Here is a 25118-nt window from a genome sequence, read left to right on the forward strand (position 1 = left end):
GCGCGCCGTTGAGCTGGCCGGTCGTTCCCAGGCAGCACAGAACCCCGCCCCGGTGGCGAGGCAAGCCTAGCCTAACTTTAGGTGTGACGGCTCGGGCCGCTGTCTGCGCGTGGTAGCGGGCCGCGGTTGTTCGGGCCCGTCGGCGACACAGCCTAGCTGGCATGATCGATGAAATGAGCATCGAAGTGGTGTACACCGCAGAGTCCACAGCCTCCGGTGGCGGCCGCGACGGCCACGTCAAGTCCACCGACGGCAAGATCGATCTCGACACCCGGCCGCCCAAGGAGATGGGCGGCACCGGCGAGGGCGTCAACCCTGAACTGCTGTTCTCCGCCGGCTACGCCGCCTGCTTCCTGGGGGCGCTACGCCTGGTCGCCAAGAACGAGAAGATCAGCATCGACGACGCCAGCGGGATCACCGCGCAGATCGGCTTCGGCAAGGATTCCGAGGGCGGCTTCGGTCTGACCGCCAATCTGATCGGCTATCTGCCCGGCCTGGAGCAGAAGGTGGCCGACGAGCTGATGGAGAAGGCGCACGGCGTCTGCCCGTATTCGAAGGCCACCCGCGGCAATATCGAAGTGTCACTGTCCGCGAAGGTCTGACATGCGCAGAATCGCCGCGACGCTGTGCGCCGCCGGTCTGGCGCTGACTGCTGCTTCCGGCCTGGCGGCGCCCGCAGCGGCCCGGCCGTCGGATCCCGGTGTGGTCAATTACGCCGTGCTGGGTAAGGGGTCGGTGGGCAACATCGTCGGTGCACCGATGACGTTCGAGTCGATGTTCACCAACCCGGTCCAGGTGTTCTCGGTGGACATCCCGGTGTGCAACAACTGGGCCGACATCGGATTGCCGGAGGTGTTCAACGATCCGGATCTGGCCTCGTTCAACGGGGCGACCACCCAGACGTCGAACACCGATCTCACCCATCTGGTCAAGCAGGCCATCGGGGTGTACGCCACCCCCGAGGCGGCCGATGCCGCCTTCCACCGTGTGATCGACCGCACCGTGGGGTGCTCGGGTCAGACCACCCGGATGGGTTTCGGCAACGGGACCACCCAGGTGTGGTCCTTCACCGGCGGTCCGCCCGGTCCCGCCGATGCCGCGTGGGTCAAACAGGAAGCGGGCACGGATCGGCGTTGTTTCACTCAGACCAGACTGCGGGAGAACGTTCTGCTGCAAGCGAAAGTCTGCCAGTCCGGAAACGGCGGTCCGGCGGTCAACGTGCTGGCCCAGGCGATGCAGAACAGCTTGGGACAGTGATCGGGGGATAGCCCGACCGCCCACTGGGTACATGTCAGCGCGATGGTCCCAAGAATGTCACCCGATAAAAACGGGAGTTTGTCGGTGCTCTCGCCCAAGATGGACCCATGACGTTCGTCGTCACGTCGCCAACCGCGGATGCGCGGCCCTTGACGGATTCCGCCGACGCCGCGCAGTACATCGCCGCCGGCAGTCTCACCGACGCTCCGCTGGGCCAGGTGGGCCTCGAGATCGAGGCGCACTGCTTCGACCGGTCCGACTTGCACCGCCGCCCGTCGTGGTCGCAGATCAGCACCGTCATCGAGGCGCTCCCGACGCTGCCCGGAGGCAGCGCCGTGACGGTCGAACCCGGCGGGGCGGTCGAACTGTCCGGCCCGCCCTTCGCCGGGGTGCTGCCGGCAGTGACCGCCATGGTCGCCGACCGGGCGGTGCTCGACACGGCTTTCGCCGCGGCCGGGTTGGGTTTGGCGCTGCTGGGCACCGACCCGCTGCGTCCTCCCCAGCGGGTCAACCCGGGCGCGCGTTATCAGGCGATGGAACAGTTCTTCGACGCCAGCGGCACCGGCGAGGCCGGCGCGGCCATGATGACGTCGACCGCCTCCATCCAGCTCAATCTCGATGCCGGTCCGCGTGACGGCTGGGCGGCCCGGGTGCGTCTGGCGCACGCGCTCGGCCCCACCATGATCGCTATCGCCGCCAATTCGCCGCTGCGCAGCGGCCAGTTCACCGGGTGGGTGTCCTCGCGGCAGCAGGTGTGGGGCCAACTGGACTCCGCGCGGTGCGGTCCGATCCTGGGTGTCAGCGCGGACGACCCCGCCAATGAGTGGGCGCGGTACGCACTGAAGGCGCCGGTGATGTTGGTGCGCTCGGGCGACGCGGCGGTACCGGTGCTCGATTGGGTGCCGTTCGCCGAATGGGCCGACGGGACGATCCTGCTGGGCGGCCGGCGTCCCACCACCGCGGACGTCGACTACCACCTGACCACGCTGTTCCCGCCGGTGCGGCCGCGGCACTGGCTGGAGATCCGCTACCTCGACAGCCTGCCCGACGCGCTGTGGCCGGCGGTGGCGTTCACGCTGACGACGCTGCTCGACGACCCGGTGGCCGCCGATCTGGCCGCCGAGACGGTAGAACCCGTGGCCTCGGCGTGGGACACCGCCGCCCGGGTCGGGCTGGCCGATCGGCACCTTCACGAGGCGGCCGTTCGCTGCGTCGCGATCGCCGCTGACCTCGCCCCCGCGGAATTGGCCGGCTCGATGCAGGCGTTGGCTGACATGGTGGGCCGTGGCCGCACCGCGGGAGACCACTTCTCCGATACCGCGGTGCGACTCGGTATCGACGCCGCCCTTGACGATCTGTGGCAGGAGCACCTGTGAGTACACGAGAGTTGTTGGCCGACGGTCTGACCCGGGCCCGCGAGCGCACCCGCCGCCTGGTGGCGTTCGACGAGGAGGAACTGCGCCGGCAGTACCACCCCTTGATGAGTCCGCTGGTATGGGATCTGGCGCACATCGGCCAGCAGGAAGAACTGTGGCTGGTGCGCGACGGCAATCTCGACGTGCCGGGGCTCCTGCCGGCCAATGTCGAAGGGCTCTACGACGCGTTCGTGCACTCGCGGGCCAGCCGCGTCGACCTGCCGTTGCTGTCTCCGAAGGAGGCCCACGCCTATCTCGACACCGTGCGTGCCAAGGCCCTCGACGCCCTGGACGGCACTCCGGAGGAGTCGACGTTCAAGTTCGGCCTGGTGGTCAGCCATGAGAACCAGCACAACGAGACCATGCTGCAGGCGCTCAACCTGCGCACCGGGACACCGCTGCTGACCACAGGCGCGCCCCTGCCCGCGGGCCGGCCCGGCGTGGCGGGCACTTCCGTGGAGGTCCCCGCGGGTGAGTTCGTGCTCGGCGTCGACGCCGCCGACGAACCCTTCTCACTGGACAACGAGCGCCCATCCCACACCGTGCACGTGCCCGGATTCCGGATCGGCCGGGTGCCGGTCACCAACGCCGAGTGGCGGGCGTTCATCGACGACGGTGGCTACCGCAGGCCGGAGCTGTGGTCGAGCCGCGGGTGGGAGCACCGGGTGCAGACCGGCCTGACAGCCCCGCAGTTCTGGAATGCCGGGGAGGGCACCCGAACCCGGTTCGGGCACGTCGAGACCATCCCGGATGACGAACCCGTGCAGCACGTCACCTATTTCGAGGCGGAGGCGTACGCCACGTGGGCGGGGGCGCGCCTGCCCACCGAGATCGAGTGGGAGAAGGCCTGCGCCTGGGACCCGGCGACCGGACGGCGCCGCCGCTACCCCTGGGGCGCGAGCCATCCGAACGCTCAGCTGGCGAATCTCAGCGGTGAGGCATTGCGGCCCGCGCCGGTGGGCGCCTACCCCGGCGGAGCCTCGGCATACGGGGCGGAGCAGATGCTGGGCGATGTCTGGGAGTGGACCAGTTCGCCGCTGCGGCCGTGGCCGGGCTTCACCCCGATGATCTACGACCGCTACTCCGTCCCTTTTTTTGAGGAGCCGAATTCGATCGGGGACTATCGTGTGCTGCGCGGTGGTTCCTGGGCCGTGGCCTCCGACATCCTGCGGCCGAGCTTCCGAAACTGGGACCACCCGATCCGTCGGCAGATCTTCGCCGGGGTGCGTCTGGCCTGGGATCTGTAGATGTGCCGTCACCTCGGGTGGCTCGGCCGGCCCGTGCCGGTGAGCAGCCTGGTGCTCGAACCGCCCAGCGGCCTTCTGGTGCAGTCGTATTCGCCGCGGCGGCAGAAGCACGGCCTGATGAACGCCGACGGCTGGGGAGTCGGTTTCTACCCGGCCGATTGGGGGGACAAGCCTCCCTGCCGGTGGCGCGGGGCCACCCCGCTGTGGGGTGACGCGTCGTTCGCGTCGGTGGCACCGGCGCTGTGGAGTTCGTGTGTGGTGGCCGCGGTGCGCTCGGCCAGCGCTGGTATGCCCATCGACGCCAGTGCCGCGGCGCCGTTCACCGACGGCCATTGGTTGCTGTCGCACAACGGCGTCGTCGACCGCGCGGTGCTGCCTCCCGACCCGACGGCCGAATCGGTGGTGGACAGCGCGGTCCTGGCCGCGCTCATCTTCCGCCGCGGCCTCGACCGCTTGGGGGAGACGATCGTGGAGGTGGGTTCACGCGACCCCGCCGCCCGGCTGAACATCCTGGCGGCCAACGGTTCTCGACTGTTGGCCACCACATGGGGTGACACGTTGTCGGTGCTGCGCCGTCCCGACGGGGTGGTGGTGGCAAGCGAGCCGTACGACGACCACCCCGACTGGGAGGACGTTCCCGACCGCCACCTCGTGAAGGTAGTCCAGGGAAACGTGACCATATCCGCGTTGCCGTTCTGAGAAAGGGTCCTTCATGGGAAGCCGCACGTCACCCTCGGTCGCCAACCACCTGGCGGCCGACCACGCCGCGCGCGCCTTGCGTCAGGACGTGCGCGAGGGTCTGACCGCCACTCCGAAGTCCTTGCCGCCCAAGTGGTTCTACGACGCCACCGGCAGCGACCTGTTCGACCAGATCACCCGGCTGCCGGAGTACTACCCCACCCGCGCCGAGGCGTCGATACTCGCCGAGCGCGCCGCCGAAATCGCCGAGGCCAGCGGGGCGGACACCCTGGTCGAACTCGGCAGCGGCACCTCCGAGAAGACGCGGATGCTGTTGGACTCGATGCGCGAGCGCGGCTCGCTGCGCCGTTTCATCCCGTTCGATGTGGACGTATCGGTGCTCGAGGCGGCCAGCGCCGCGCTGACGGTGGAGTACCCGGGTGTCGAGATCGACGCGGTGTGCGGCGACTTCGAGGAACACCTCGGCCAGATCCCCAGTGGCGGACGCAGGCTCATCGCATTTCTGGGCTCCACCATCGGCAACCTGACTCCGGGGCCGCGCGCCGACTTCCTGGCCGCGCTGGCCGCGGTGATGCAACCCGGCGACGCGCTGCTACTCGGCACCGACCTGGTGAAGGACACCGGCCGACTGGTCCGTGCCTACGACGACAGCGCGGGCGTCACCGCCGCATTCAACCGCAACGTCCTGGCGGTGGTGAACCGCGAGTTGGGCGCCGACTTCGATCTCGAGGTCTTCGAGCACGTCGCGAAATGGAACCCGGACGAAGAGCGCATCGAGATGTGGCTGCGCGCACGCGCCAGGCAGCAGGTCCGGATCACCGCACTGGACATGACCGTCGAGTTCGGCGAAGGCGAGGAGATGCTGACCGAGGTCTCGTGCAAGTTCCGGGCCGACGGCGTGGCCCGGGAATTGGCCGCCGCAGGATTGTCCCGCACGCACTGGTGGACGGATACCCCCGGCGACTTCGGCCTGTCCCTGGCCGTCAAATGAGTGCTGCCCCCGGGACCGAGGACCTGGCCACCCGCTGGCGGGCCGCCCGGCCCCAGCCGGCGGGCATCCACCTGGATTCGGCGGCCTGTTCCCGGCAGAGCAACGCCGTCATCGAGGCCGTGACCCGGCACGCCCGCCACGAAGCCGAGGTCGGCGGGTACGTGGCCGCGGCGGCGGCTGAACCCGCGTTGACCGCGGGCCGGACCGCCATCGCGACCCTGACGGGCATGAGCGCGGCCGACGTCGTGTTCACCACCGGCTCCAATCACGCGTTGGACCTGCTGCTGGGCTCCTGGCCGGGGCGTCGGTCGCTGGCCTGCACGCCCGGCGAATTCGGGCCCAACCTGGCCGTGATGGCGGCCAACGGGTTCGAGGTCCGTGCGCTCCCGGTCGACGAGCACGGCCGCGTCCTCGTGATCGAGGCTGCGGCGGCGCTGCAAGCCGACCCACCCGGCTTGGTGCACCTGACCGGTATCGCCAGCCACCGCGGCATCGCCCAACCGGTGGACAAGCTCGTCGACCTGTGCCACACGCTCGGCATCCCGCTGGTGCTCGACGCCGCGCAGGCGCTGGGCCAGCTCGACTGTGCCGTCGGCGCCGACGTGGTCTACTCGTCGTCCCGCAAGTGGATGGCGGGACCGCGCGGTGTCGGCTTCCTTGCCATCACACCTGATCTGGCCGACCGACTGGTGCGCCGCCTGCCCCCGGCCTCCTGGGATGTGCCGGTGGATGTGCTGGCCAGCTTCGAACACCATGAAGCGAATCTGGCTGCGCGCATCGGGTTTTCAGTGGCGGTCGGGGAACACCTGGCCGCAGGCGCCGAGACGGTGCGGGCCACCCTGGCGCAGATCGGCAAAACCGCACGCAGCATGCTCGACGGAGTGTCGGGCTGGCGGACCGCCGAACCCGTCGACGAACCCACAGCCATCGTCACGTTCGTCCCGCCCGCGGGTGTCGACCCGGCGGCGGTTCGGCAATGGCTCATCGAGCAGCGCGGAATCGTCACCACCGCCGCCGAGATCGCGCGCGCCCCGTTCGAGCTGACCGCGCCGGTGCTGCGGATCTCGCCGCACGTCGACGCCACGACCGCCGATCTGGAGGGTTTCGCCACCGCCCTCGATGAGGCCACAGCCTCTTTGACCAGGTCGTAACACGCCACAGGTGTGATCGCAGCCACTTCGGGGAACCCCGCCTCCGGCGATATGGCGATGACTGGCTGAGGAGTTGGGGATGGCGAGCGCAGCGGAACCGAGGCCGGATACCGAGCCCGACCCTGGGAAGAAGACCAAAAAAGACCGCACCCACTGGCTGTACATCCTGGTCATCGTGGCGGTGGTGGGCGGCGTCGTCGTCGGCCTGGTGGCCCCCGAAACCGGGTCGTCGCTCGGTGTGCTCGGCACCTTGTTCGTCAGCCTGATCAAGATGATGATCTCACCGGTCATCTTCTGCACCATCGTCATCGGCATCGGATCGGTCCGTAAGGCGGCCTCCGTCGGCAAGGTGGGTGGGTTGGCGCTGGCCTACTTCCTCATCATGTCGACGTTCGCGCTCGGTATCGGCCTGGTGGTCGGCAACCTGATCAGCCCCGGAACCGGGCTCAACGTCCAGGGCGATCCCGGGGCCGGCGCCGAACTGGCCGGTGAAGCCGAAGCCGAAGGCGGCATGCTCGAGTTCTTCCAGAACATCGTGCCGACCTCGCTGCTGTCGTCGCTGACCGAAGGCAATGTCCTGCAGACCCTGTTCGTCGCGCTACTGGTGGGCTTCGGCATCCAGGCGATGGGCGCCACCGGCGAGCCGTTGCTGCGCGGTATCAACTTGGTGCAGAAGCTCGTGTTCCGCATCCTGGCCGGCATCCTGTGGCTGGCCCCCATCGGTGCCTTCGGTGCCATCGCCAAAGTGGTGGGCGACACCGGGTTCGACGCGGTGATCCAGATGGGCGTGCTGATGCTCGCCTTCTACATCACCTGCGTGGTGTTCGTCTTCGGTATCCTGGGCCTGCTACTGCAGTTCGTCGCGCGCACCAACGTGTTCAAACTGGTCAAGTACCTTGCCCGCGAGTATCTGCTGATCGTGGCCACCTCGTCGTCGGAGTCGGCGCTACCGCGGCTGATCGCCAAGCTGGAGCATGCCGGTGTCCAGCCCACCACCGTGGGAATTGTTGTGCCCACCGGGTATTCGTTCAACCTCGACGGTACGGCCATCTACATGACCATGGCATCGCTGTTCATCGCCGACGCGATGGGCAATCCGTTGTCGATCGGTGAGCAGCTGTCGCTGCTGGTGTTCATGATGGTGGCGTCCAAGGGTGCCGCCGGGGTCAGCGGCGCCGGGTTGGCCACGCTGGCCGCCGGGTTGCAGAGCCACCGTCCCGAGCTGCTCGACGGTATCGGGCTGATCGTCGGTATCGACAAGTTCATGTCGGAAGCCCGTGCGCTGACCAACTTCTCGGGCAACGCGGTGGCCACCATCCTGATCGGCGCCTGGACCAAGACCTACGACCACGACCGGTTGACCGCCGTGCTCGACGGGGACGTGCCGTTCGACGAGCAGGCGATGGTGGACGACCATCCGCTGCCGAGTGAGCGTGAGCAGGTGCCGGCGGCGAAGAGCTAACTCAAACGGTATCTGACCTGAGGCCGGCCCGCCTTCCCGTACTCGGTCACCCGTGTCACCACACCGTCGTCGGCCAGACGTTCCAGGTAGCGCCAGGCAGTCACCCGTGAAATGCCCGCCTGCGCAGCCGCTTCCGAGGCGTTGAGGCCGTCCGGGGTGGCCCGGATGGCCGCGGTCACCAGATCCATGGTGTCGGCCGAGACACCTTTCGGGGTGGCCGGGCGCTGGCCGGCGGTGCGTAGAGCGTTCATCGCCCGGTCGATCTCGTGCTGACCGGCTGCGGAACCACCCGCGCCGAGGGCCTCCCGGTACTGCTGGTAGCGCTCGAGCTTTTCGCGAAAAGCCGCGAAGGTGAACGGTTTCAGCAGATACAGAGCGACGCCGTGGGCCACCGCTGACCGCACCACCTCGAGGTCACGTTCGGACGTGATGGCGATGATGTCGGGGGAGGGGCGGATGGCGCTCAGAGCGGAGGCGACATCGATACCGCTGGCGTCGGGCAGGCCGATGTCCAGCAGTACGAGGTCGATCGGGTTCTCATCAGCGGCGGCTGCGGCGACGGCCCGTAGCGCCGCGCTGCCGGTGCCGACGGCGGCATGCACCACGAATTCAGGTAGACGCTCGACGTATTGACGGTGCGCCTCGGCGATCAGCGGCTCGTCTTCGACGATGAGAACCCGGATCACCGGCGCACCGTGGGTATGGTGGCGGTGATCACCGAACCGTAGGTGTTCTCCGAGGTGATGGTGCCGCCGTGCGCGGCGATCACCTGCCACACCAGGGCCAGGCCCAGACCTCGCTCGCCGGACTTGGTGGAGTATCCCCGCATCCGGGCCTGCTCGAAGGCATCGGGCGTCATACCCGGTCCGCTGTCGGCCACGGTGACGGTGAGGGCGTCGGTGGTTCCGCGCACGGTGACCTCGACCCACGCGGGTGTCTCGGCACGAGAGGCGTCGATGGCGTTGTCGACGAGATTGCCAACCAGCGTGATCAATTCGCCCTGTTTGAGGGTGAGATTGCTGGGATCGTCGAGCAGTGAGTCTTCGGTGACGGTCAGTTCGACTCCACTGTCACGGGCCTGGCTGATCTTGCCGAGCAGCAGTGCGGCCAGTGCGGGCTCGGCGACGGTGGCCATCAGCCGGTCGATGAGGTGTTGTGACACGGCCAGTTCCGCCGTGGCGAATTCGACGGCCTGCTCGGCGCGGCCCAGCTCCACCATCGTGATCACGGTGTGGAGTCGGTTGTCGGCTTCGTGTGCACGCGAGCGCAGCGACTCGGCGAACTGCGTGACCGAGCTCAGCTCACCGGAAACCCGTTGCAGATCAGTACGATCCCGCAAGGTCATGACCGTCCCGACTTTGCGGCCCTCCCACAGCACGGGCTGCTGGTTGACCAGAAGCACGCGGTCGGCGGTGACATGGGTTTCATCGGTCAGCGTGTCACCGCTGGAGCTGCCCAGGGAGCCAGGCAACTGCGCCCGGGTCAAGGGCTCGTCGGGCAGCGAAAGCAGCCGCCGTGCTTCGTCATTGACCACTTCGGCGCGGCCATCGAGGCCGAACACCAGCAGCCCCTCGCCGATGGCGTGCAATACCGCCTCGCGTTGTTCGTACAACGTCGACAGATCACTGAACGACAATCCCAGGGTGCGCCGGCGCAGCCGTCGCTCCAGGAGGTAAGCGCCGAAGAAGGCGAGCAACAGCGCGACACCGACCGCGAGCCCGATGGCGGGCAACGTGGCGAGCACGCTCTGCGACACCTTGGTGCGGGTGACGCCGGCGGACACCAGCCCCACGATGTTGCCGTCAGCGTCCCGCACCGGCGCCACCGCCCGAATCGAGGGTCCGAGTGTGCCGGGGTAGGTCTCGGTGAAGGTTTTGCCGGCCAGCGCGCGGTCGATGTTGCCGGTGAACTCACCACCGATACGGCTGACGTCGGTGTGGGTGAAGCGGGTGCGGTCCGGCGCCATCACCACGATGAAATCGACGCCGGTGGCCTTGCGGATCGCCTCGGTCTGCGGTTGCAGGATCGCCGTCGGGTCGGGGGAGACGATGGCCTCGGCGGTCGAGGTCATCAACGCCACCGACTCGGTGACCGCGATGACCTTCTGCGTCGTCAGCTCGTCCGCGTCGCGCCGGGCGTCGAGCACCGCCACCCCACCCGCCCCCAGGATGAGGATCAGCAGGAGCGCCAGCTGCCAGCTGAACAGCTCGCGGGCCACACTGCGATCGGTCGCCGAACCCCTGATCGTCACCGTGACGACCCTATTGGGTCGTGTCAGTCTGCCGACGCGGCTTGGGCCAACTCCCCGCGTGATGCTCGTGAACAGAGCAGCTGGCAGACGTGTCCTCTCAGGGATAGCTGTGGCGCCGATTCAAGGCCTGATGGCTGCTCATTTGTTTGCTGGCGGCGCTGGGTGGGATGCCGTGCAAGGTTCCGTGAACTGAAATCAATGAACTTATTGGTGACTTGGGTCACGCGGGGCCCGAGCATTTTGTGCAGTCCACGTGACCCCCACCACAGAACTCGAACTAGGAGCGCTGACATGGCAGATCAAGACACCGCCAGGCCTCTCGAACAACGCAAGAAACGCGACCGCACCCACTGGCTGTACATCGGCGTCATCGTCGCGGTGCTCGGCGGCATCGTCGTCGGACTCGTGGCGCCCGAGACCGGATCCGATCTCGGGGTCCTCGGCACGCTGTTCGTCAGCTTGATCAAGATGATGATCAGCCCCGTCATCTTCTGCACCATCGTGTTGGGCATCGGATCGGTCCGCAAGGCCGCCTCCGTCGGCAAGGTCGGCGGGATGGCGCTGCTCTACTTCCTGGCCATGTCCACCGCGGCGCTGGCTATCGGCCTGGTGGTCGGCAACCTGATCAGCCCCGGGACCGGGCTCAACGTGACCGCGGACCCGACCGCGGGCGCCGAACTGGCGGAGAAGGCCCACGGCGCCGGCGGCACCATGGACTTCATCGCGGGCATCATCCCCACGTCGCTGCTGAGCTCCCTGACCGAGGGCAACGTGCTGCAGACGTTGTTCGTGGCGCTGCTCGTCGGCTTCGGCCTACAGGCCATGGGGGCGGCCGGTGAGCCGATCCTGCGCGGTATCGGAATGGTGCAGAAGCTGGTGTTCCGCATCCTGGCGGGCATCCTGTGGCTGGCCCCGATCGGCGCATTCGGTGCCATCGCCAAGGTGGTGGGCGACACCGGCTTCGCCGCCGTGGTCCAGCTCGGTGTGCTGATGGGCGCCTTCTACCTGACCTGCGTGCTCTTCGTCTTCGGTGTGCTGGGCGGCCTGATGCGCCTGGTGTCGGGTGTCTCGATCTTCAAGTTGGTGCGCTACCTGGCCCGCGAGTACCTGCTGATCGTGGCGACGTCCTCCTCGGAGTCCGCGCTGCCCCGCCTGATCGCCAAGATGGAGCACGCCGGTGTGCAGCCCACCACCGTGGGAATCGTTGTGCCGACCGGCTATTCGTTCAACCTCGACGGCACCGCGATCTACCTGACCATGGCCTCGCTGTTCATCGCCGACGCGATGGGCAACCCGCTGTCCATCGGCGAGCAGCTCAGCCTGCTGGTGTTCATGATCATCGCTTCCAAGGGCGCCGCCGGTGTCAGCGGTGCCGGGCTGGCCACTCTGGCCGGCGGCCTGCAGAGCCACCGCCCGGAGCTGCTCGACGGTATCGGACTGATCGTCGGCATCGACCGGTTCATGTCCGAGGCCCGCGCTGTCACCAACTTCTCCGGAAACGCCGTGGCCACCATCCTGATCGGCACCTGGACCAAGACGCTGGACAAGGCGCGGGTCCATGAGGTGCTCGACGGCAAGGCCCCGTTCGACGAGCAGACGATGGTCGACGACCACCCGCTGCCTGCGTCGTCGGAGAAGAAGGAACACGTCGGGGTCTGACTCCGCCAAGCAACCGAGCGCCGGCCCGAAATGGGTCGGCGCTCGGTCATGTTTTTCGGGCCTTGTCCCCGGCACATATGTGTGTGCAGCGGCGTCTTGGCGGCGTGTCGCGTCGTTAGCCGCATATATGTCGCGGGGTGGCACGGGTCGGGCGGGCACATATGTGTGTGCAGCGGCGTCGTGGCGGCGTGTCGCGTCGTTAGCCGCATATATGTCGCGGGGTGGCACGGGTCGACGGGCACATATGTGTGTGTAGCGGCGTCTTGGCGGCGTGTCGCGTTGTCAGCCGCATATATGTCGCGGGGGTGGGCCGGGGGCGACGAAGCCGGGCGACCCTGCCCGACCGGGTAGGTATCGCACTGTCCGCTCGTGCGCAATTCCACTGCCAGGCGAGGGGTCTTGCCTCCGGAGTGTTCCCTAGATCACACCCCGTCCTCGACTCTGGTGTCCGACACCGAGTGCTCAAGACTCAGAGAGGACGCCACCCAATGAAGGTCGAGGATCTGCTCAAGCCTTTCCCCATCAAGGAGTTCCATCCCTTCCCGCGCGCCATGATGGGACCCGGCGCTCACGAGATGGTGGGTCCGGAAGCGCTCAAGATGGGTTTCAAGAAGACCCTGCTGATGTCGTCGGGCCTGCGCGGGACCGACATCGTGCACAACATGGCCGAATCGCTGAAATGGCATGGCCTCGAGGTGGTGGTCTATGACCAGGTGGAGTCTAATCCCAAGGACTACAACGTCATGGACTCGGTGAAGCTGTACCAGGAGCAGGAATGCGACAGCTTCATCTCCATCGGCGGCGGCTCCACCCACGACGCCTGTAAGGGCGCGCGCATCTCGGTGGCCCACGACGGTCGTAATGTCAACGACTTCGAGGGCTTCAACATGAGCGAGAACCCGAAGAACCCGCCGCACATCGCCATCTCCACCACCGCGGGTACCGGCTCGGAAACCTCCTGGGCGTACGTCATCACTGACACCACCACCGATCCGGACAACCCGCACAAGTACGTCGCCTTCGACGACGCCTGCGTGGCCACCCTGGCCGTCGACGACCCGGTGCTCTACTACGACTGCCCCACCGACTACACCGCGCAGTGCGGTTTCGACGTGCTGGCCCACGCCTCGGAGCCGTATGTCTCGCGGCTGAACTTCGAGCCGTCGCTGGGCAACGCCATCCGCGCCATCAAGCTGACCGCCGAGAACCTGCGCGAAGCCACCTGGAACGGCCAGGACCTGGCCGGTCGCCAGGGCATGATGTACGCGCAATACATTGCCGCACAGGCCTTCAACTCCGGTGGGCTGGGGATCATCCACTCCATCTCGCACGCGGTTTCGGCGTTCTACGACACCCACCACGGCCTCAACAACGCCATCGCCCTGCCCCGGGTGTGGGCGTTCAACATGCCGGTGGCCTACAAGCGATTCGCCGACATCGCCCAGGCGATGGGGGTGGACACCTACGGCATGACCGACGTGCAGGCCGCCGACGCCGCGCTGGCCGCCGCGATCCGCCTGCTGCGCGACGTGAACATCATCGAGAAGTTCACCGATATCAAGCAGGACAGCTACTCCAAGAACCGGTTGGGCCTGGGGCCCACCAAGTTCTACGAGAACGCCAAGGTGATCAAGGGTGACAAGGCCGACGTCGACCGCATCACCAACCACGTCCTCGGCGACGCGTGCACCCCGGGCAACGCCAAGGAGTGCACCTTCGATCTCGTTCGCCCCGTCGTGGACCACTGCATGAACGGCGACCTCGACGATCTCCTGAGCTGATGTTCACAGGCGTAGACGAGGTGCGTGAGGCACTCGCCGGGCAGGGCTACCTGGCCGACGAGCGCCTTGCGACAACGGTTTTCCTACAGACCAGGCTCGACAAACCACTGCTGATCGAAGGGCCGGCGGGTGTCGGGAAGACGGAGCTGGCGAAGGCTCTGGCCGCGGCCACCGGGCGGCGACTACTCCGATTGCAGTGTTACGAGGGTCAGGACGAGACCAAGGCGCTCTACGAATGGGATTACGGCAAGCAGTTGCTGTACACCCAGATCCTGCGGGAGAAGATCGGTCAGCTGGTGGCCGACGCCAGCACTCTCGAGGAGTCGGTGGAGCGGATCGGCAAGCAGGAGAGCGTGTTCTTCTCCGACCGGTTCCTGGCGCCGCGACCGCTGCTCGAGGCGGTGCGCTCCGAAGAGCCCGTGGTGCTGCTGATCGACGAAATCGACAGGGCCGACGAGGCATTGGAAGCGGTGCTGCTGGAACTGCTGGGTGAGTACCAGGTCTCGGTACCCGAGGTGGGCACCTTCATGGCCAAGCACGCCCCCTATGTGATCCTGACGTCGAACAACACCCGGGATCTGGCGGCCGCCCTGAAACGGCGCTGTCTGCATCTGTTCCTCGATTACCCTGCGGCAGAAAGGGAGTTGGAGATCGTCCGGTCCAAGAACACCGGGCTCGCCGATGCGCTGGCCACCCAACTCGTTGACGTGGTGCGGGGCCTGCGTGACCTCGATCTACGCAAGTCGCCCAGCATCTCCGAGACCATCGACTGGGCCAGGACCCTGGCGGTGCTCGGCGTGGACGAGCTGAACGCCCAGGTGCTGTCCGACACCGTGTCCGTGGTGGTGAAGTACGACAAGGACGTGCGCAAATCGCTCGATGCGCTACCCCGTTTGGTGGATCCCAACGCGAAAGTGCCTGCGACGCTGCACCACTCCCACAACGGGCACAGCCACTCGCATGATCATGATCATGATCACGATCACGGACATCCTCATGATCATTCCCACGATGAGCCCGACGGTAAGGACGTGCGGCAAGCCAAGGACAAACCCGGCCGGTTCCAAGACGGGTACTATGGCACACCCAAAACCGCCTCGCTCGGCCGGCGCCGACCCTTCTGATGGAAGCGACCCTGCACCGGTTCGTCCGGATCCTGCGGCTCGGGGGCCTGCGTGTCTCGATCCCCGAGGCGCTGGACGCAATGCGGTGCGCTGGGCAGCCTGGTGTGTTGAAATCCCGGGCTGTCCTGCGCACCGCATTGCGCGTCGCGCTGGTCAAAGACCACCGCGACGAGCCGATGTTCGACGAGATCTTCGACGCGTTCTTTTCGTTGGTGCGCATCGGCGCCGAAGATTCCGGGCACGGGCACAGCCACGCGCATGACGATCTGGTGGACACCGGCGAACTCGAGTCGTTCACGTTGTCCGAGGAGCCCAGCGACAAGCCGGAGGAGGGACACGAACACGGCAAGCCCAAGAGCATCCGGGACTACTTCAAGCAAGAAGACCTGGCCCAGCAGTACAACCTGCACCAGGAGGCCAACAAGATCGATCTGGCCGCACTGACCGACCAGATCGTGTTCTCCAAAGAAGGCACAGGGCTCGACGACAACAAGTACCGCGTCGAGCTCTCCGCCGACCGGCTGCACGGCGCGGGTCCCCCCGGCACCCTGTCGACCGCGTCGGGCACCGAGGTCGACGCTTCGCTGACCATCGCCGAGCAGAACGCACTGCTGGGCTGGCTCGACGAACTGGACGACCTGACCGGTGACGAATCGGATGCCGCGGCGTTGCGACGTCGGCTCACCGGCGTGCTGGAGAACCTGCCCCAGGCCCTCAAACGTCACCTCGAAGCGCTGCTGGCCTTGGAGAACCGTGTCATCGAGACCCGCGAACTGCGGGAGGCGGAACTGTCCGGGTCGGCCTGGCTGCGTGAGACCGAGCGTGTCGAACTCGAGGACTCCCTGCGGAGGCTGGCCAGGTCACTGCACGGGGCGTTGACCCACCGTCGGCGGATCGCCGCGGCCGGGCGCGTGGACCCCGGCCACACGATGCGGCGCAACATGCGCTTCGACGGCGTGCCGTTCATGCCCGTCACCATCCGCCGCGCCGAGGACCGGCCCCGGCTGGTGGTGCTCGCCGATGTGAGCCTGTCGGTACGCGCGACCGCGCGGTTCACCCTCAACCTGGTGCACGGGTTGCAAGATCTGTTCACCCAGGTGCGTTCGTTCGCGTTCGTCGCGCACGTGGCCGAGACCACCGAGTTGTTCCGCGATTACTCTTCCGAGCGGGCGCTGGGGTTGATCTTCGGAGGGGACGTGATCGATGTAGATGCCAACTCCGATTTCGGCAGCGTCTTCGGCGAGTTCCTGGCCGAACACTCCTCGGCGGTGACCCGGCGAACGACGGTGGTCATCCTGGGAGACGGCCGTAACAACGGCAAAGATCCCAATCTCGCGGCGTTCGAGGAGATCACGCGGCGCGCCCGGGAAACCGTCTGGCTGACCCCCGAACCGCGCTATTCGTGGGGCCTGGGCAGCTGTGACCTGCCTGCGTACGCCGAATTCTGTGACCGGGTACGGGTGGTCCGCGACCTGTCCGGGCTCGAGCATGCCGCGGCCGAATTCGCCGCCGGGGCGGTAGGCCGATGACCCGGTGGGGTCGTACTGTGGAACCTGCATTGTTATCCGGGTCACACTGTGTGCGCTCGGCGCAGGTCAGGCAGAGCGAGATGGTGACAGAACAACGGACGCGTGCCCAGCCCTGTCGGGTGCTCAAGTTCCACGCCCCCGAGATCGTCTTCGGAATCGATTCGATGGTGGAGGCCGCGCACGCCGCGTTGCGGTTGGGAGCGCTGCGGCCGCTGCTGATCACCGACCCGGGTCTGATCGAGGCGGGCTGGGCCGACGAGATGCTGGCACACCTGCGCGAGCAGCACGTCGACGCCCAGGTGTGGAGCGGGTTGACGCCCAACCCGAAGGATCATGAAATCGCCGCCGGCTACCAGACCTATGTCGAGCACGGCTGCGACGTGCTGGTGGCGGTGGGCGGCGGTTCGGTGATCGACGCGGCCAAAGGGGTCGCGATCCTGGCTTCCAACGGCGGGCACATCCTCGACTACGAAGGCGTCGACAAAGCGCAGGTTCCGATTCCACCGCTGGTGGTGGTGCCGTCGACCTCCGGCACCGGCGCCGATGTGTCCCAGTTCTGCATCGTCACCGACACCACCCGCAATGTGAAGATCAGCATCCTGGGCCGTGCGCTGGTACCCGACGTCACCGTCATCGATCCGCGCCTGCTCACCACGATGCCCGAAAACCTCAATGCGGCAACCGGTCTCGACGCGTTGACGCATGGTATCGAAGCGTTCGTCTCACTCGGGCACAATCAGCTCACCGACCATCACGCGCTACGCGCGGTGCAGATGGTCACCGAGAATCTGGTCACCACCATCGAGCGCCCCACCGAGATGCCGGCCCGGGTGCTGATGGCCCAGGCCGCACTGGAGGCGGGCCTGGCGTTCACCAACGCGATCCTGGGCGCCACCCACGCGATGAGCCATCAGGTGGGTGGACTGCTGGATCTACCGCACGGCGTCATCAACGGCGTGCTGCTGCCGCACGTGATCCGGTTCAACTCCGAGGCCGACCCCGAGCCGTATGCGGTGATCGCGGCGTCCCTCGGGCTGGCCGAGCCCGGTGCACCGGCCGCCGAAGCAGCCGAAGCGCTGGCCGAGCGGATCGACCGGCTGGCCGCCGACGTCGGCGTGCCCCGCGGCCTGGCGCAGCTGGGGGTCAGCGACACCGACGTACCGATCCTGGCCAAGAACGCATTACACGACGCCTGCATGGCGACGAACCCGCGGCCGGCGGACGAGGAGCAGATGCAGGCGCTGTTCCGGGCGGCCATGTGAGTGCGGGGCCCGATCTCGAACGACTGACCGGACTGCGCTCCGGCAAGGGGACGTTCTACAGCGAATTCCGCGCCACCGCACAGCGACTCGACCGTGTGGTGGTGGCGCTGGACACCATCTCGCGGGCCCTGGTGCAGACCGTGCACGGTTCGGAGAACCTGGTGCGCGCCGTCGCCGAAGCGGCCCGGGTGCATCTAGACGCAGAATGGGTGGTGCTCGCACTGGCCGACGGTGCCCTGCCCGACGCGCATCCCCGGCACCTGATCCTGGATTCGGCGGGGCGGGCGTACGCGTTCGAAGGCCTGCCCGACGTCTCCGATCCCGGACCGCACCTGCCCGACGCGGTGCTCAACCGGCTCAACGACATCCTGCGCGGCCAGCTGGCGCAGTTCCGGTTGCCGGTGATCGAACGCCGGCACGCGCACGTCCCGATCGAACTCGACGGTGAGGTGATGGGTGCGTTCGCGGCCTGGACGGCGCCCCCGCGCACACTCGATGCCACCGACGCCGCGGTGATGCGGATCCTGGCCAGCCAGACGGCGGTGGCCCTGCAGAACTCGTCGCTGTTCTCGAAATCGGTGAGCCTGCTGGCCGAGTCCGAGGCCCGCAACGCCGAACTGCTGGCCACACAACGCGAACTCGGTGCGGTGCAACGTCATCAGGTGCTCGATAACGAACGGCACCGGATCGCCCGTGAACTGCACGACAGCGTGGCGCAGACGGTGCTGTCGGCGGGCATGCTGATCGAGGTGTGCCGCAGCGAGGCCGATGCGCCCGAACTGGTCAGCAGACTCGATCTGGCCAAAGACCTCACCCGGTCGGCCACCGAACAGCTGCGGTCGGCCATCTACGCCTTGAACCATCCCGGCGAGGCGGACCGCTCCAGCCTGTCGGAGATGCTGCAGCAGCTGGCGACGGTGCACATGCCGGAGGACCTGCGGGTGGAGCTGCGGGTGAAGGGCAAGGCCGTCGAATTGCCCAACGACGCCGAGCACGCCCTGCTGCGGATTGCCGGTGAGGCGCTGTTCAACACCGCGATGCACGGCCACGCCACCCGCGCCATCATCGGACTGTCGTACAGCGATACCGCAGTGACACTGTCGATTTCCGACGACGGTGTGGGAGATCCCGGGCGGCTTCGATTGATGCTGCGGATGGCCGAAGCCGCTGACGTCGACGGTCGGCATCGCGGATTGGCGAACATGCGGGCCCGGGCCCGCGAACATGGTGGCACCTTCGAGGTGTACCGGTCCCGCATCGGCGGGGTGCGGGTGGCGGCCAGGATTCCCCGAGGAGTGCAAGCATGAAGACTGCGACAACCACGATCCGGCTGGTTCTGGTCGACGACCACGCCATCCTGCGCCAGGGGCTGCGCTCGATCCTGGAACGTGAACCCGACCTCGTCATCGTGGGGGAGGCGGCCTCGGAGGCCGAGGCGGAAGCCGTTGTGGCGGCGACGAATCCGGATGTGGTGCTGCTGGATCTGAAACTGTCGGCCGGATCGGATTTCGAAGGCCTGTCGCTGTGCGCGAAACTGTCGTCGGCCTACCCGTCCTGTGGCCTGCTGGTGCTGACGACGTTCCTGGATGAGAGTCTGGTGCTGCGCGCCGTGCACGCCGGGGCACGCGGTTATGTGGTCAAGGATGTGGACACCACCGAGCTGGTGCGGGCCATTCGGGCGATCTCGTTGGGGGAGAGTGCGTTTGATTCGCGTAGCGCCGCGGCGGTGGTGCGTTCACTGTCCGGTCGTACCGAGCCGCCGCAGCAGCTCACCGATCGCGAGATCGAGGTGCTGCGGCTGCTGGCGGCCGGGTTGTCCAACAGCAAGATCGGCGAGAAGCTGTTCATCTCGGCCACCACGGCCAAGTTCCACGTCAGCAACATCATGCGCAAGCTGGAGGTCAGCCGTCGCGCCGAGGCGGTGTACGCGGCGAGCAAACGCGGGCTGATCTGATCCCCTGCGCGAGCGCGCGTGTTTGTACGCTCCGGCACGGAGTGTCGCGTACAGACACGCGCGCTCGGCCCTAGGGCCCTGGGGGTCCTAGGGCCCTGGGGGTCCTGGGGGTCCTGGGAGGCTCAGTGGTCGAGAATGAGCCAGCCGCCGTGGAATTCATCCACCGAGGCGGTCAGTCCGGAATGCTCGTCGCACAGTTTCGAGCCGAGGTGGTGCAGCCGGTCGAGGTCGAAACGCTGGACATGGCCGTAGCATTCCCTCGGCTCATCCTCGAACGGCACCGCCACCACCACACGATGGCGGGCCAGCCGCACGGCTTCACGCAGTACGGCGTCGACGGTGGGGTCATCCAGGTGCTCCAGCAGGTGCAGTGCGGTGACGGTATGGGCACTGTCATCCGGCATCGGCACCGTCGAAGCATTGCACTGCAGTGTGCGCAACGGCCGGCCCAACGAACGGCTGGCCATGCCGAGCAGCTTCATGGTGGGGCCGCTGAGATCGGTTGCCGTCACAGCGATTCCGGTGCCCGACAGCCGCAAAGGGAAGAAGCCGAAACACGAACCCAGGTCCACCACCCGCTGGCCGGTCACCAGAGTCGCGGCGCGCTCGTGCACCGGTGCGAACGCCGTCTCGCCGGCCTCGAGCCGCGCCAGGGAGTTGCGGTAGAAGCGCAGCCAGGCCGGTGCGCCGCCGTCGACGGTCGAGCGCACCACACCGGTGAACACCAGCTCGAACTCCGGTTGGCCCTGCAGCGCCCCGATGTCGACCAGCTCTTCGGCGAGCAGCACCGCCAGATCGTCGGACAGTTCGGCGGGGGTCAGGTCATGTTCCACGGTGAGTAGGGCACCGCTGCGATGCACGCAGAACCGCCGCGTGCACACCGCGTCGTGGTGGTGGGAGCGGTGTGGACCGGTCCGGCGCCGCACCCGCACGCCATGGCCCGTCCACAGTCCGCGCGCCGCGGGCGCCAACGGATCGAGCGCAGTCTCCATGGCGGTCAACGCTATTGAACGAAGCCGGTGCTGCGCCCGCACCGAAAGGGCGCCGAATCAGCGCCGGTCGGGTGGGGGAGTGACTACCCGATCGGCGAGTGGGCCGGCGTGGCGGGCCGGGCGATGGACCGCCACACCATCTCGGTGAGCTTGCGGCAGTAGTCATCGGTCACCGGCTCCCCGGTGTAGAGGATGCGCATGTTGATGGGCGCGAACACCATCTCCAGGCAGACCTCGGGGTCGACGCCGGTGCGGATCTCGTCGCGGTCCCGCGCACGGTCGAAAATCACGCGCAGGCTGTCCGCCCGGGCCCGCCACGCCGCGCGGCGGATCTCCACCGTCCCGAGATACGGGTCGGTGATCAGATGGGCTCCGTGCAGTTTGGGGCCGTCCTGCGAGCCGAGGATGGTGGCCATCCCGACCGCGAGCAGGTAGAGGTCCTCCAGAAGCGACCCGGTGTCCGGCGGGAAGTCGTCGTCAGGGCGATGGGCGAGCGCGTCGAGGACCAGGCTGGCCGAGTCCGGCCAATGCCGTGCGACGAGCTGCGGGTCGAGTCCGTGCCGCTCGGTGGTTGCGGCGACGTCGAAACGGTCGATACCCCACCGGGTCAGTTCTTCGCGGACGGCACCGAGGACCCGATCGAGCTCGTCGACGGGCGCGGCGTCTTCGGGCACCATGCTCATGTTCTCCTCGCGTGATCGTCTGAACGATGCCGGATGCAGCGCTAGACGGGGGTGCGCCGGCGGTTCCTGGTATCGGTGCGCAGCACGGTGCGCACCGATACGGTGTCCCCGAGCATGTGCGCAATGGTACCGACGATGTCAGTGGCGGTCGTCACTCCCGTATCCAGCGGGCTGCGGGCCGCGACCGTCACGGTAAGAGTGATTGTGGGTGAACCGTGTTCAGCAGCGGCGCGGCCGGTGGCCTTGATGACATTGGAGTGTTGAGCCAGGGTGGTCGCGGCGACCTGCGCCACCGAGGACGCGTCTGCTGTGAGTCCGAAGTTGTCGGTGGTACGCCCGTCAACGAGGCCGAGACGAGTGAGCTTCGGTGCCCGATGATGCGAGAATAGCCACCGTAGCGCCAGCAGGATCAGCAAGATCCCGGCTGCTGCCGAGGCCCAGGGCCACCACGGTGTCTGAGTGAGTTCGGCGGTGGCGGACAGGTCCAGGGGCCGGGCCTGCCAGAGGGCTCCGCGTTGCCATGCGACTGCCGCCAGGCCGGAAGCCAGGAGTCCGATCCCCAGTAACAGCGCGGCGATTCGATCGACGATGACGGCGCGTCGCGTCATGATCTGGTCTCCTTCCGGGTGCGCACGACGATGCGAGGGGTGTGCTGTAGCGGCTGAAGCGCCACGCCGACAGCGTCGGCGACCCGACGCTCGACCCCTCCGCCGGTGTCACCGGTGACGGTGCAGCGGACGACGATCTTGCGACGGGTGGCGCTGGACCGCGCGTTCAGGACGCCGGCAACGTCGTCAGCGGCGGCCGTCGCCACCTTCGCGATGTCACCGAGACCGATGAAGGCACCGGTGTCGGTGCCGATCGGTTGGGCGGTGGCCCGCCGGGGCGTGAGCGCGACGACCATCAACCCGATACCGAGGAACGCAGCGATCACTCCGAGTGGTTCCAGCCAGGCGGTGGGTGCCCATCCGTCCACTGCGGTGATGGCTTGGGAGGCCCAACCCTGCCCGGCCAGCCATCCGGCGGCGACCGCGGTGTCGCGGACGGCCACCACGCCGACCGCGCCGAGCGCCAGTGCGGCCGGCACCGCCACGTAGCTTGCGCCTGCCGCGGCGCGGGGTGCGGCTGCTGTGCGAATGTTTTGGCGGACAGGGGCACTGGTCATGTCAGCTCCCGGTGGCTGGAGGGCGGAACGATGGCAGCGACGTGCACGGTGACGCCGTCGACGGCGAGGCCGCTCTGGGTGGCGAGCGCATCGGTGACCTCCCGCCGCACCGTGGCTGCGGTGTCGGCGAGTGCACGGCCCCACTGCACGGCGATCTCGACGTCCACGCGGACCCGGTCGCCGGCGACGAAGGTGTCGACGCGGGGCAGTTCGCGGCCGGCGACTTTCGACAATCCGCTTCCGTGCCGGTGGACGCCGTCGGCGCCAAGGGCAGCAGCCGTGGCGATGCTGGCCACGGCGCGATCCCGGACGGTGAGGCGTCCGCGCGCATCCGGGACCGCGAGGGTGTCGGGGTCAGCCACGGCCGCGGCCCTTGAACCAGGCGGTGGCGTCGAACTCCCCGTCGCGGTGCCCGCCGACGATATAGCCGAGTGCTCCCAACACCAGGGCCAACAGGAACCCCGTCAGCCCGCCTGCGGCGGCAGCGACGCCGAGCAGGACACCTGCGAGCATCCCTGAGGTTGCGGTGGTCATTCAGTTCTCCTTGGCGAGGTGGGAAGAGTTCCGGGGTCCTGCGGCGGGTGCGCCACGATGTCTTCGACGGTGACGTCGACGGGCCGCCCCGGCACCGCCGCGGCGACGGCGGCGCGGACAGCGGCGGCCGTCTCGCGCACCGCCGCGTCGCGCAGCACGCTGATGTGCACGTCGATGCGGTCGTCGGAGATCCGCACCCCGGTGACCCGGCGTCCGGGCAGGTAGGTCGCGACCTCACCGAACATGCCGGGATGCAATCCGGCGACGCCGGCCACGGTGCGGGCGATGCCCGCCACCGTGTCGGCTTCCGTGGAGAGGTCGGGCACTACTCGACCCTGGCCAGGCGGCTTTCCGTGGCGTCATCCTCGTCGGCGGGGACGTGGACGTCGTGCACGGTGATGTTGACCTCGACAACTTCCAGGCCGGTCATGCGTTCCAGAGCGGCGATGACGTTGCGGCGGATACCGGACGCCAGATCCGCGATCGAGACGCCGTACTCGGCCACGATGTCCACGTCGACGGCGGCCTGCTTCTCGCCCACCTCGACGGACACGCCCTGGGCGTAGTTGGTGGTGGCACCCGGGATGCGTTCCCGCAGCGCGCCGACTGCGCGGGTGGTGTTCCCACCCAGGTCATAGACGCCATTGACCTCGCGTGCGGCCAGGCCGGCGATCTTGGACACCACGGTGTCGGCGATCGTCGTCCGGCCGTGGCTGGTGGCCAGCGGGCCATTGGCGGCAGGAGCAACCGTCCGTGCTGCGGTGGTCGGAGTTTCGGTGGAAGCCATCTCACGAATCCCTTCTCGTCGGTTGTTGTACGTAGGTTGGACGGCGCTCCCCGGCGGAACCGAACGCCGCTGGAATGTGTTCTGTGACACAATCCGTGCCGGCGTCGGGGCCGGGTGTGGCGGAGGGGGCGCGGTGTGTGACGAGGAGACCTCGTCGGATGTCGACGACCGGGGGCTGGCGGCTGCTGCCCGCGCGGGCGATGCGGACGCGTTCGAGGAACTGGTCCGTCGGCACGGGCCGTCGCTCTACAGGTACGCCCGGCGCATGACCCAGGACACCGACGCCGTGAACGACATCGTTCAGGAGACGTTTGTGGCGGCATGGCGCCGGATCGCGACATTCCGCGGGGACTCGGCGGTGCGAACGTGGTTGTTCTCCATCTGCGCCCGCAAAGTGGTGGACTCGCAGCGCATCAAACGCGCGATCCCGGTTGACGACAGGTTGATCGAGCCGGTCAGCCACGACGCCGGGACGCATCCGTTTGCCGTGGCCTCCAACACGGCATTCCTGGAGGCTCTGGAAATCGCACTGGCCGAACTACCGCCCCGGCAACGCGCGGTGTGGATGCTACGAGAGGTCGAGGAGTTGACGTTCCCCCAGATCGGCACCATCCTGAATCTGAGCCCGGATGCCTCTCGCGGACACCATCACCGGGCCAGGGTGACACTCCAGCAAAGGCTTCAGCAATGGCGGTAGGTGACTACCACGGCGACGAGGACGTACTCCGGCGTGCGCCGCGGGTCCTGCGCGCCGCGCCCGAACCAGGCTGGCAGGCCCTCCAATCGAAGGTGCTCGCAGCGGTCCGGGCCACACCTCGCGGCGGCTGGCCTCTCGACGTCGACGATCCCCAGCCCGCCACGGCGACCGGTGTGCTGCGCGTCAGCGACCTCGTTCTCGGTACGGCACTGAGCCGGGCCTTGCGGGGCGACCCGAGCTACCAGGTCACCGATATCGATATCACGTCCGAAGAAGGTGTGCTGCAGGGTGTTTCGGTGACAATCAGTGCGCGCTACGGCGCGGATCTGACGGCGGCAGGTGCCCGTATCCGACGGCAGGCCGCAGCTGTGGTCGCTGACATCGTCGGGCCGACAAGTGTTCCCGCCATCGAGGTCGACGTCACCGATATCCACCGCTGACGTCCCTCGGTGGGTGCTGACCGCGTGGCCATTCAGAA

At 67.6% G+C, this 25118-nt stretch carries 27 protein-coding genes; 17 read left to right on the plus strand and 10 right to left on the minus strand.

Going from position 1 to position 25118, the window contains the following annotated elements; translation table 11 throughout:
• Positions 1 to 161 precede the first annotated feature (161 nt).
• The 8 genes from NL241_RS01900 (at position 162) to NL241_RS01935 (ending at position 8222) form a co-directional block, all read left to right on the plus strand.
• A complete protein-coding gene (locus tag NL241_RS01900) occupies positions 162 to 602 on the plus strand; it encodes an organic hydroperoxide resistance protein (RefSeq protein WP_487693864.1) in 441 nt (146 codons plus the stop codon).
• A 1-nt stretch (position 603) separates the two neighbouring features.
• On the plus strand, positions 604 to 1257 hold the full coding sequence (locus NL241_RS01905) for a sensor domain-containing protein (RefSeq protein ID WP_494396618.1): 654 nt from the start codon (positions 604 to 606) through the stop codon (positions 1255 to 1257).
• A 107-nt stretch (positions 1258 to 1364) separates the two neighbouring features.
• Positions 1365 to 2633 carry an ergothioneine biosynthesis glutamate--cysteine ligase EgtA gene (gene egtA / locus NL241_RS01910; protein ID WP_487693866.1) on the plus strand — a complete coding sequence of 423 codons (1269 nt, stop codon included), beginning with the start codon at positions 1365 to 1367 and terminating at the stop codon, positions 2631 to 2633.
• Positions 2630 to 3919 carry an ergothioneine biosynthesis protein EgtB gene (gene egtB, locus NL241_RS01915; RefSeq protein ID WP_494396619.1) on the plus strand — a complete coding sequence of 430 codons (1290 nt, stop codon included), beginning with the start codon at positions 2630 to 2632 and terminating at the stop codon, positions 3917 to 3919. The genes egtA and egtB overlap by 4 nt, the downstream gene beginning before the upstream one ends.
• The gene (egtC, locus tag NL241_RS01920) at positions 3920 to 4618 is read left to right on the plus strand and encodes an ergothioneine biosynthesis protein EgtC (RefSeq protein WP_494396620.1); all 699 of its coding nucleotides are present in this window, start codon (positions 3920 to 3922) and stop codon (positions 4616 to 4618) included. It abuts the gene before it with no gap.
• A 13-nt stretch (positions 4619 to 4631) separates the two neighbouring features.
• Entirely contained in the window at positions 4632 to 5609 is a 978-nt protein-coding gene (gene egtD / locus NL241_RS01925) for an L-histidine N(alpha)-methyltransferase (protein WP_487693869.1), read from the plus strand.
• Positions 5606 to 6760 carry an ergothioneine biosynthesis PLP-dependent enzyme EgtE gene (egtE, locus tag NL241_RS01930; protein ID WP_494396621.1) on the plus strand — a complete coding sequence of 385 codons (1155 nt, stop codon included), beginning with the start codon at positions 5606 to 5608 and terminating at the stop codon, positions 6758 to 6760. The genes egtD and egtE overlap by 4 nt, the downstream gene beginning before the upstream one ends.
• A 79-nt stretch (positions 6761 to 6839) precedes the next feature.
• Positions 6840 to 8222 carry a cation:dicarboxylate symporter family transporter gene (locus tag NL241_RS01935; protein ID WP_487693871.1) on the plus strand — a complete coding sequence of 461 codons (1383 nt, stop codon included), beginning with the start codon at positions 6840 to 6842 and terminating at the stop codon, positions 8220 to 8222.
• On the opposite strand, the gene NL241_RS01940 is transcribed toward NL241_RS01935, so the two are convergent.
• Together NL241_RS01940 and NL241_RS01945 are read right to left on the minus strand one after the other, a co-directional pair.
• Positions 8219 to 8908 carry a response regulator gene (locus NL241_RS01940; protein ID WP_487693872.1) on the minus strand — a complete coding sequence of 230 codons (690 nt, stop codon included), beginning with the start codon at positions 8906 to 8908 and terminating at the stop codon, positions 8219 to 8221. The genes NL241_RS01935 and NL241_RS01940 overlap by 4 nt on opposite strands.
• On the minus strand, positions 8905 to 10473 hold the full coding sequence (locus NL241_RS01945; protein ID WP_494396622.1) for a sensor histidine kinase: 1569 nt from the start codon (positions 10471 to 10473) through the stop codon (positions 8905 to 8907). The genes NL241_RS01940 and NL241_RS01945 overlap by 4 nt, the downstream gene beginning before the upstream one ends.
• Positions 10474 to 10764: 291 nt before the next feature.
• On the opposite strand from NL241_RS01945, the gene NL241_RS01950 reads away from it, so the two are divergent.
• From NL241_RS01950 to NL241_RS01980, 7 genes are all read left to right on the plus strand, one after another.
• A complete protein-coding gene (locus tag NL241_RS01950; protein WP_487693874.1) occupies positions 10765 to 12132 on the plus strand; it encodes a cation:dicarboxylate symporter family transporter in 1368 nt (455 codons plus the stop codon).
• Between the two features lie 488 nt (positions 12133 to 12620).
• On the plus strand, positions 12621 to 13913 hold the full coding sequence (mdo, locus tag NL241_RS01955; RefSeq protein WP_487693875.1) for an NDMA-dependent methanol dehydrogenase: 1293 nt from the start codon (positions 12621 to 12623) through the stop codon (positions 13911 to 13913).
• Complete coding sequence (locus NL241_RS01960) at positions 13913 to 15037, plus strand: AAA family ATPase (RefSeq protein ID WP_494396623.1); 1125 nt, start codon at positions 13913 to 13915, stop codon at positions 15035 to 15037. Before mdo ends, NL241_RS01960 begins: the two co-directional genes overlap by 1 nt.
• Positions 15037 to 16566 carry a VWA domain-containing protein gene (locus tag NL241_RS01965; protein ID WP_494396624.1) on the plus strand — a complete coding sequence of 510 codons (1530 nt, stop codon included), beginning with the start codon at positions 15037 to 15039 and terminating at the stop codon, positions 16564 to 16566. Before NL241_RS01960 ends, NL241_RS01965 begins: the two co-directional genes overlap by 1 nt.
• Positions 16567 to 16646: 80 nt before the next feature.
• Positions 16647 to 17828 carry an iron-containing alcohol dehydrogenase gene (locus tag NL241_RS01970; protein WP_494396625.1) on the plus strand — a complete coding sequence of 394 codons (1182 nt, stop codon included), beginning with the start codon at positions 16647 to 16649 and terminating at the stop codon, positions 17826 to 17828.
• Entirely contained in the window at positions 17825 to 19135 is a 1311-nt protein-coding gene (locus NL241_RS01975) for a MadS family sensor histidine kinase (RefSeq protein ID WP_494396626.1), read from the plus strand. Before NL241_RS01970 ends, NL241_RS01975 begins: the two co-directional genes overlap by 4 nt.
• On the plus strand, positions 19132 to 19782 hold the full coding sequence (locus NL241_RS01980) for a MadR family response regulator transcription factor (RefSeq protein WP_487693880.1): 651 nt from the start codon (positions 19132 to 19134) through the stop codon (positions 19780 to 19782). Before NL241_RS01975 ends, NL241_RS01980 begins: the two co-directional genes overlap by 4 nt.
• Positions 19783 to 19904: 122 nt before the next feature.
• Here NL241_RS01980 and mftM read toward each other — a convergent pair whose 3' ends face one another.
• The 8 genes from mftM to NL241_RS02020 all read right to left on the minus strand — a co-directional run bounded on the left by mftM (position 19905) and on the right by NL241_RS02020 (position 23943).
• The gene (gene mftM / locus NL241_RS01985) at positions 19905 to 20774 is read right to left on the minus strand and encodes a mycofactocin oligosaccharide methyltransferase MftM (RefSeq protein WP_494396627.1); all 870 of its coding nucleotides are present in this window, start codon (positions 20772 to 20774) and stop codon (positions 19905 to 19907) included.
• Between the two features lie 83 nt (positions 20775 to 20857).
• Positions 20858 to 21457, minus strand: coding sequence for a TetR-like C-terminal domain-containing protein (locus tag NL241_RS01990; RefSeq protein ID WP_487693882.1), 600 nt, complete (start codon positions 21455 to 21457; stop codon positions 20858 to 20860).
• Between the two features lie 41 nt (positions 21458 to 21498).
• Entirely contained in the window at positions 21499 to 22065 is a 567-nt protein-coding gene (locus NL241_RS01995; RefSeq protein ID WP_494396628.1) for an alkaline shock response membrane anchor protein AmaP, read from the minus strand.
• The gene (locus NL241_RS02000) at positions 22062 to 22622 is read right to left on the minus strand and encodes a DUF6286 domain-containing protein (protein WP_494396629.1); all 561 of its coding nucleotides are present in this window, start codon (positions 22620 to 22622) and stop codon (positions 22062 to 22064) included. Before NL241_RS02000 ends, NL241_RS01995 begins: the two co-directional genes overlap by 4 nt.
• Positions 22619 to 22984 carry an Asp23/Gls24 family envelope stress response protein gene (locus NL241_RS02005; protein ID WP_494396630.1) on the minus strand — a complete coding sequence of 122 codons (366 nt, stop codon included), beginning with the start codon at positions 22982 to 22984 and terminating at the stop codon, positions 22619 to 22621. The genes NL241_RS02000 and NL241_RS02005 overlap by 4 nt, the downstream gene beginning before the upstream one ends.
• Complete coding sequence (locus tag NL241_RS02010; protein WP_487693887.1) at positions 22977 to 23156, minus strand: hypothetical protein; 180 nt, start codon at positions 23154 to 23156, stop codon at positions 22977 to 22979. Before NL241_RS02010 ends, NL241_RS02005 begins: the two co-directional genes overlap by 8 nt.
• Positions 23153 to 23482 carry an Asp23/Gls24 family envelope stress response protein gene (locus NL241_RS02015; protein ID WP_487693888.1) on the minus strand — a complete coding sequence of 110 codons (330 nt, stop codon included), beginning with the start codon at positions 23480 to 23482 and terminating at the stop codon, positions 23153 to 23155. Before NL241_RS02015 ends, NL241_RS02010 begins: the two co-directional genes overlap by 4 nt.
• Positions 23482 to 23943, minus strand: a complete 462-nt coding sequence (locus NL241_RS02020; RefSeq protein ID WP_494396631.1) for an Asp23/Gls24 family envelope stress response protein — start codon at positions 23941 to 23943, stop codon at positions 23482 to 23484. The genes NL241_RS02015 and NL241_RS02020 overlap by 1 nt, the downstream gene beginning before the upstream one ends.
• A gap of 133 nt (positions 23944 to 24076) precedes the next feature.
• Between NL241_RS02020 and NL241_RS02025 the strand changes: the two genes are divergently transcribed.
• On the plus strand, positions 24077 to 24640 hold the full coding sequence (locus tag NL241_RS02025; protein ID WP_487693891.1) for an RNA polymerase sigma factor: 564 nt from the start codon (positions 24077 to 24079) through the stop codon (positions 24638 to 24640).
• Entirely contained in the window at positions 24631 to 25080 is a 450-nt protein-coding gene (locus tag NL241_RS02030) for a hypothetical protein (protein ID WP_487693892.1), read from the plus strand. The genes NL241_RS02025 and NL241_RS02030 overlap by 10 nt, the downstream gene beginning before the upstream one ends.
• Positions 25081 to 25118: the final 38 nt, after the last annotated feature.

The organism is Mycolicibacterium sp. SMGY-1XX, assembly GCF_059132455.1.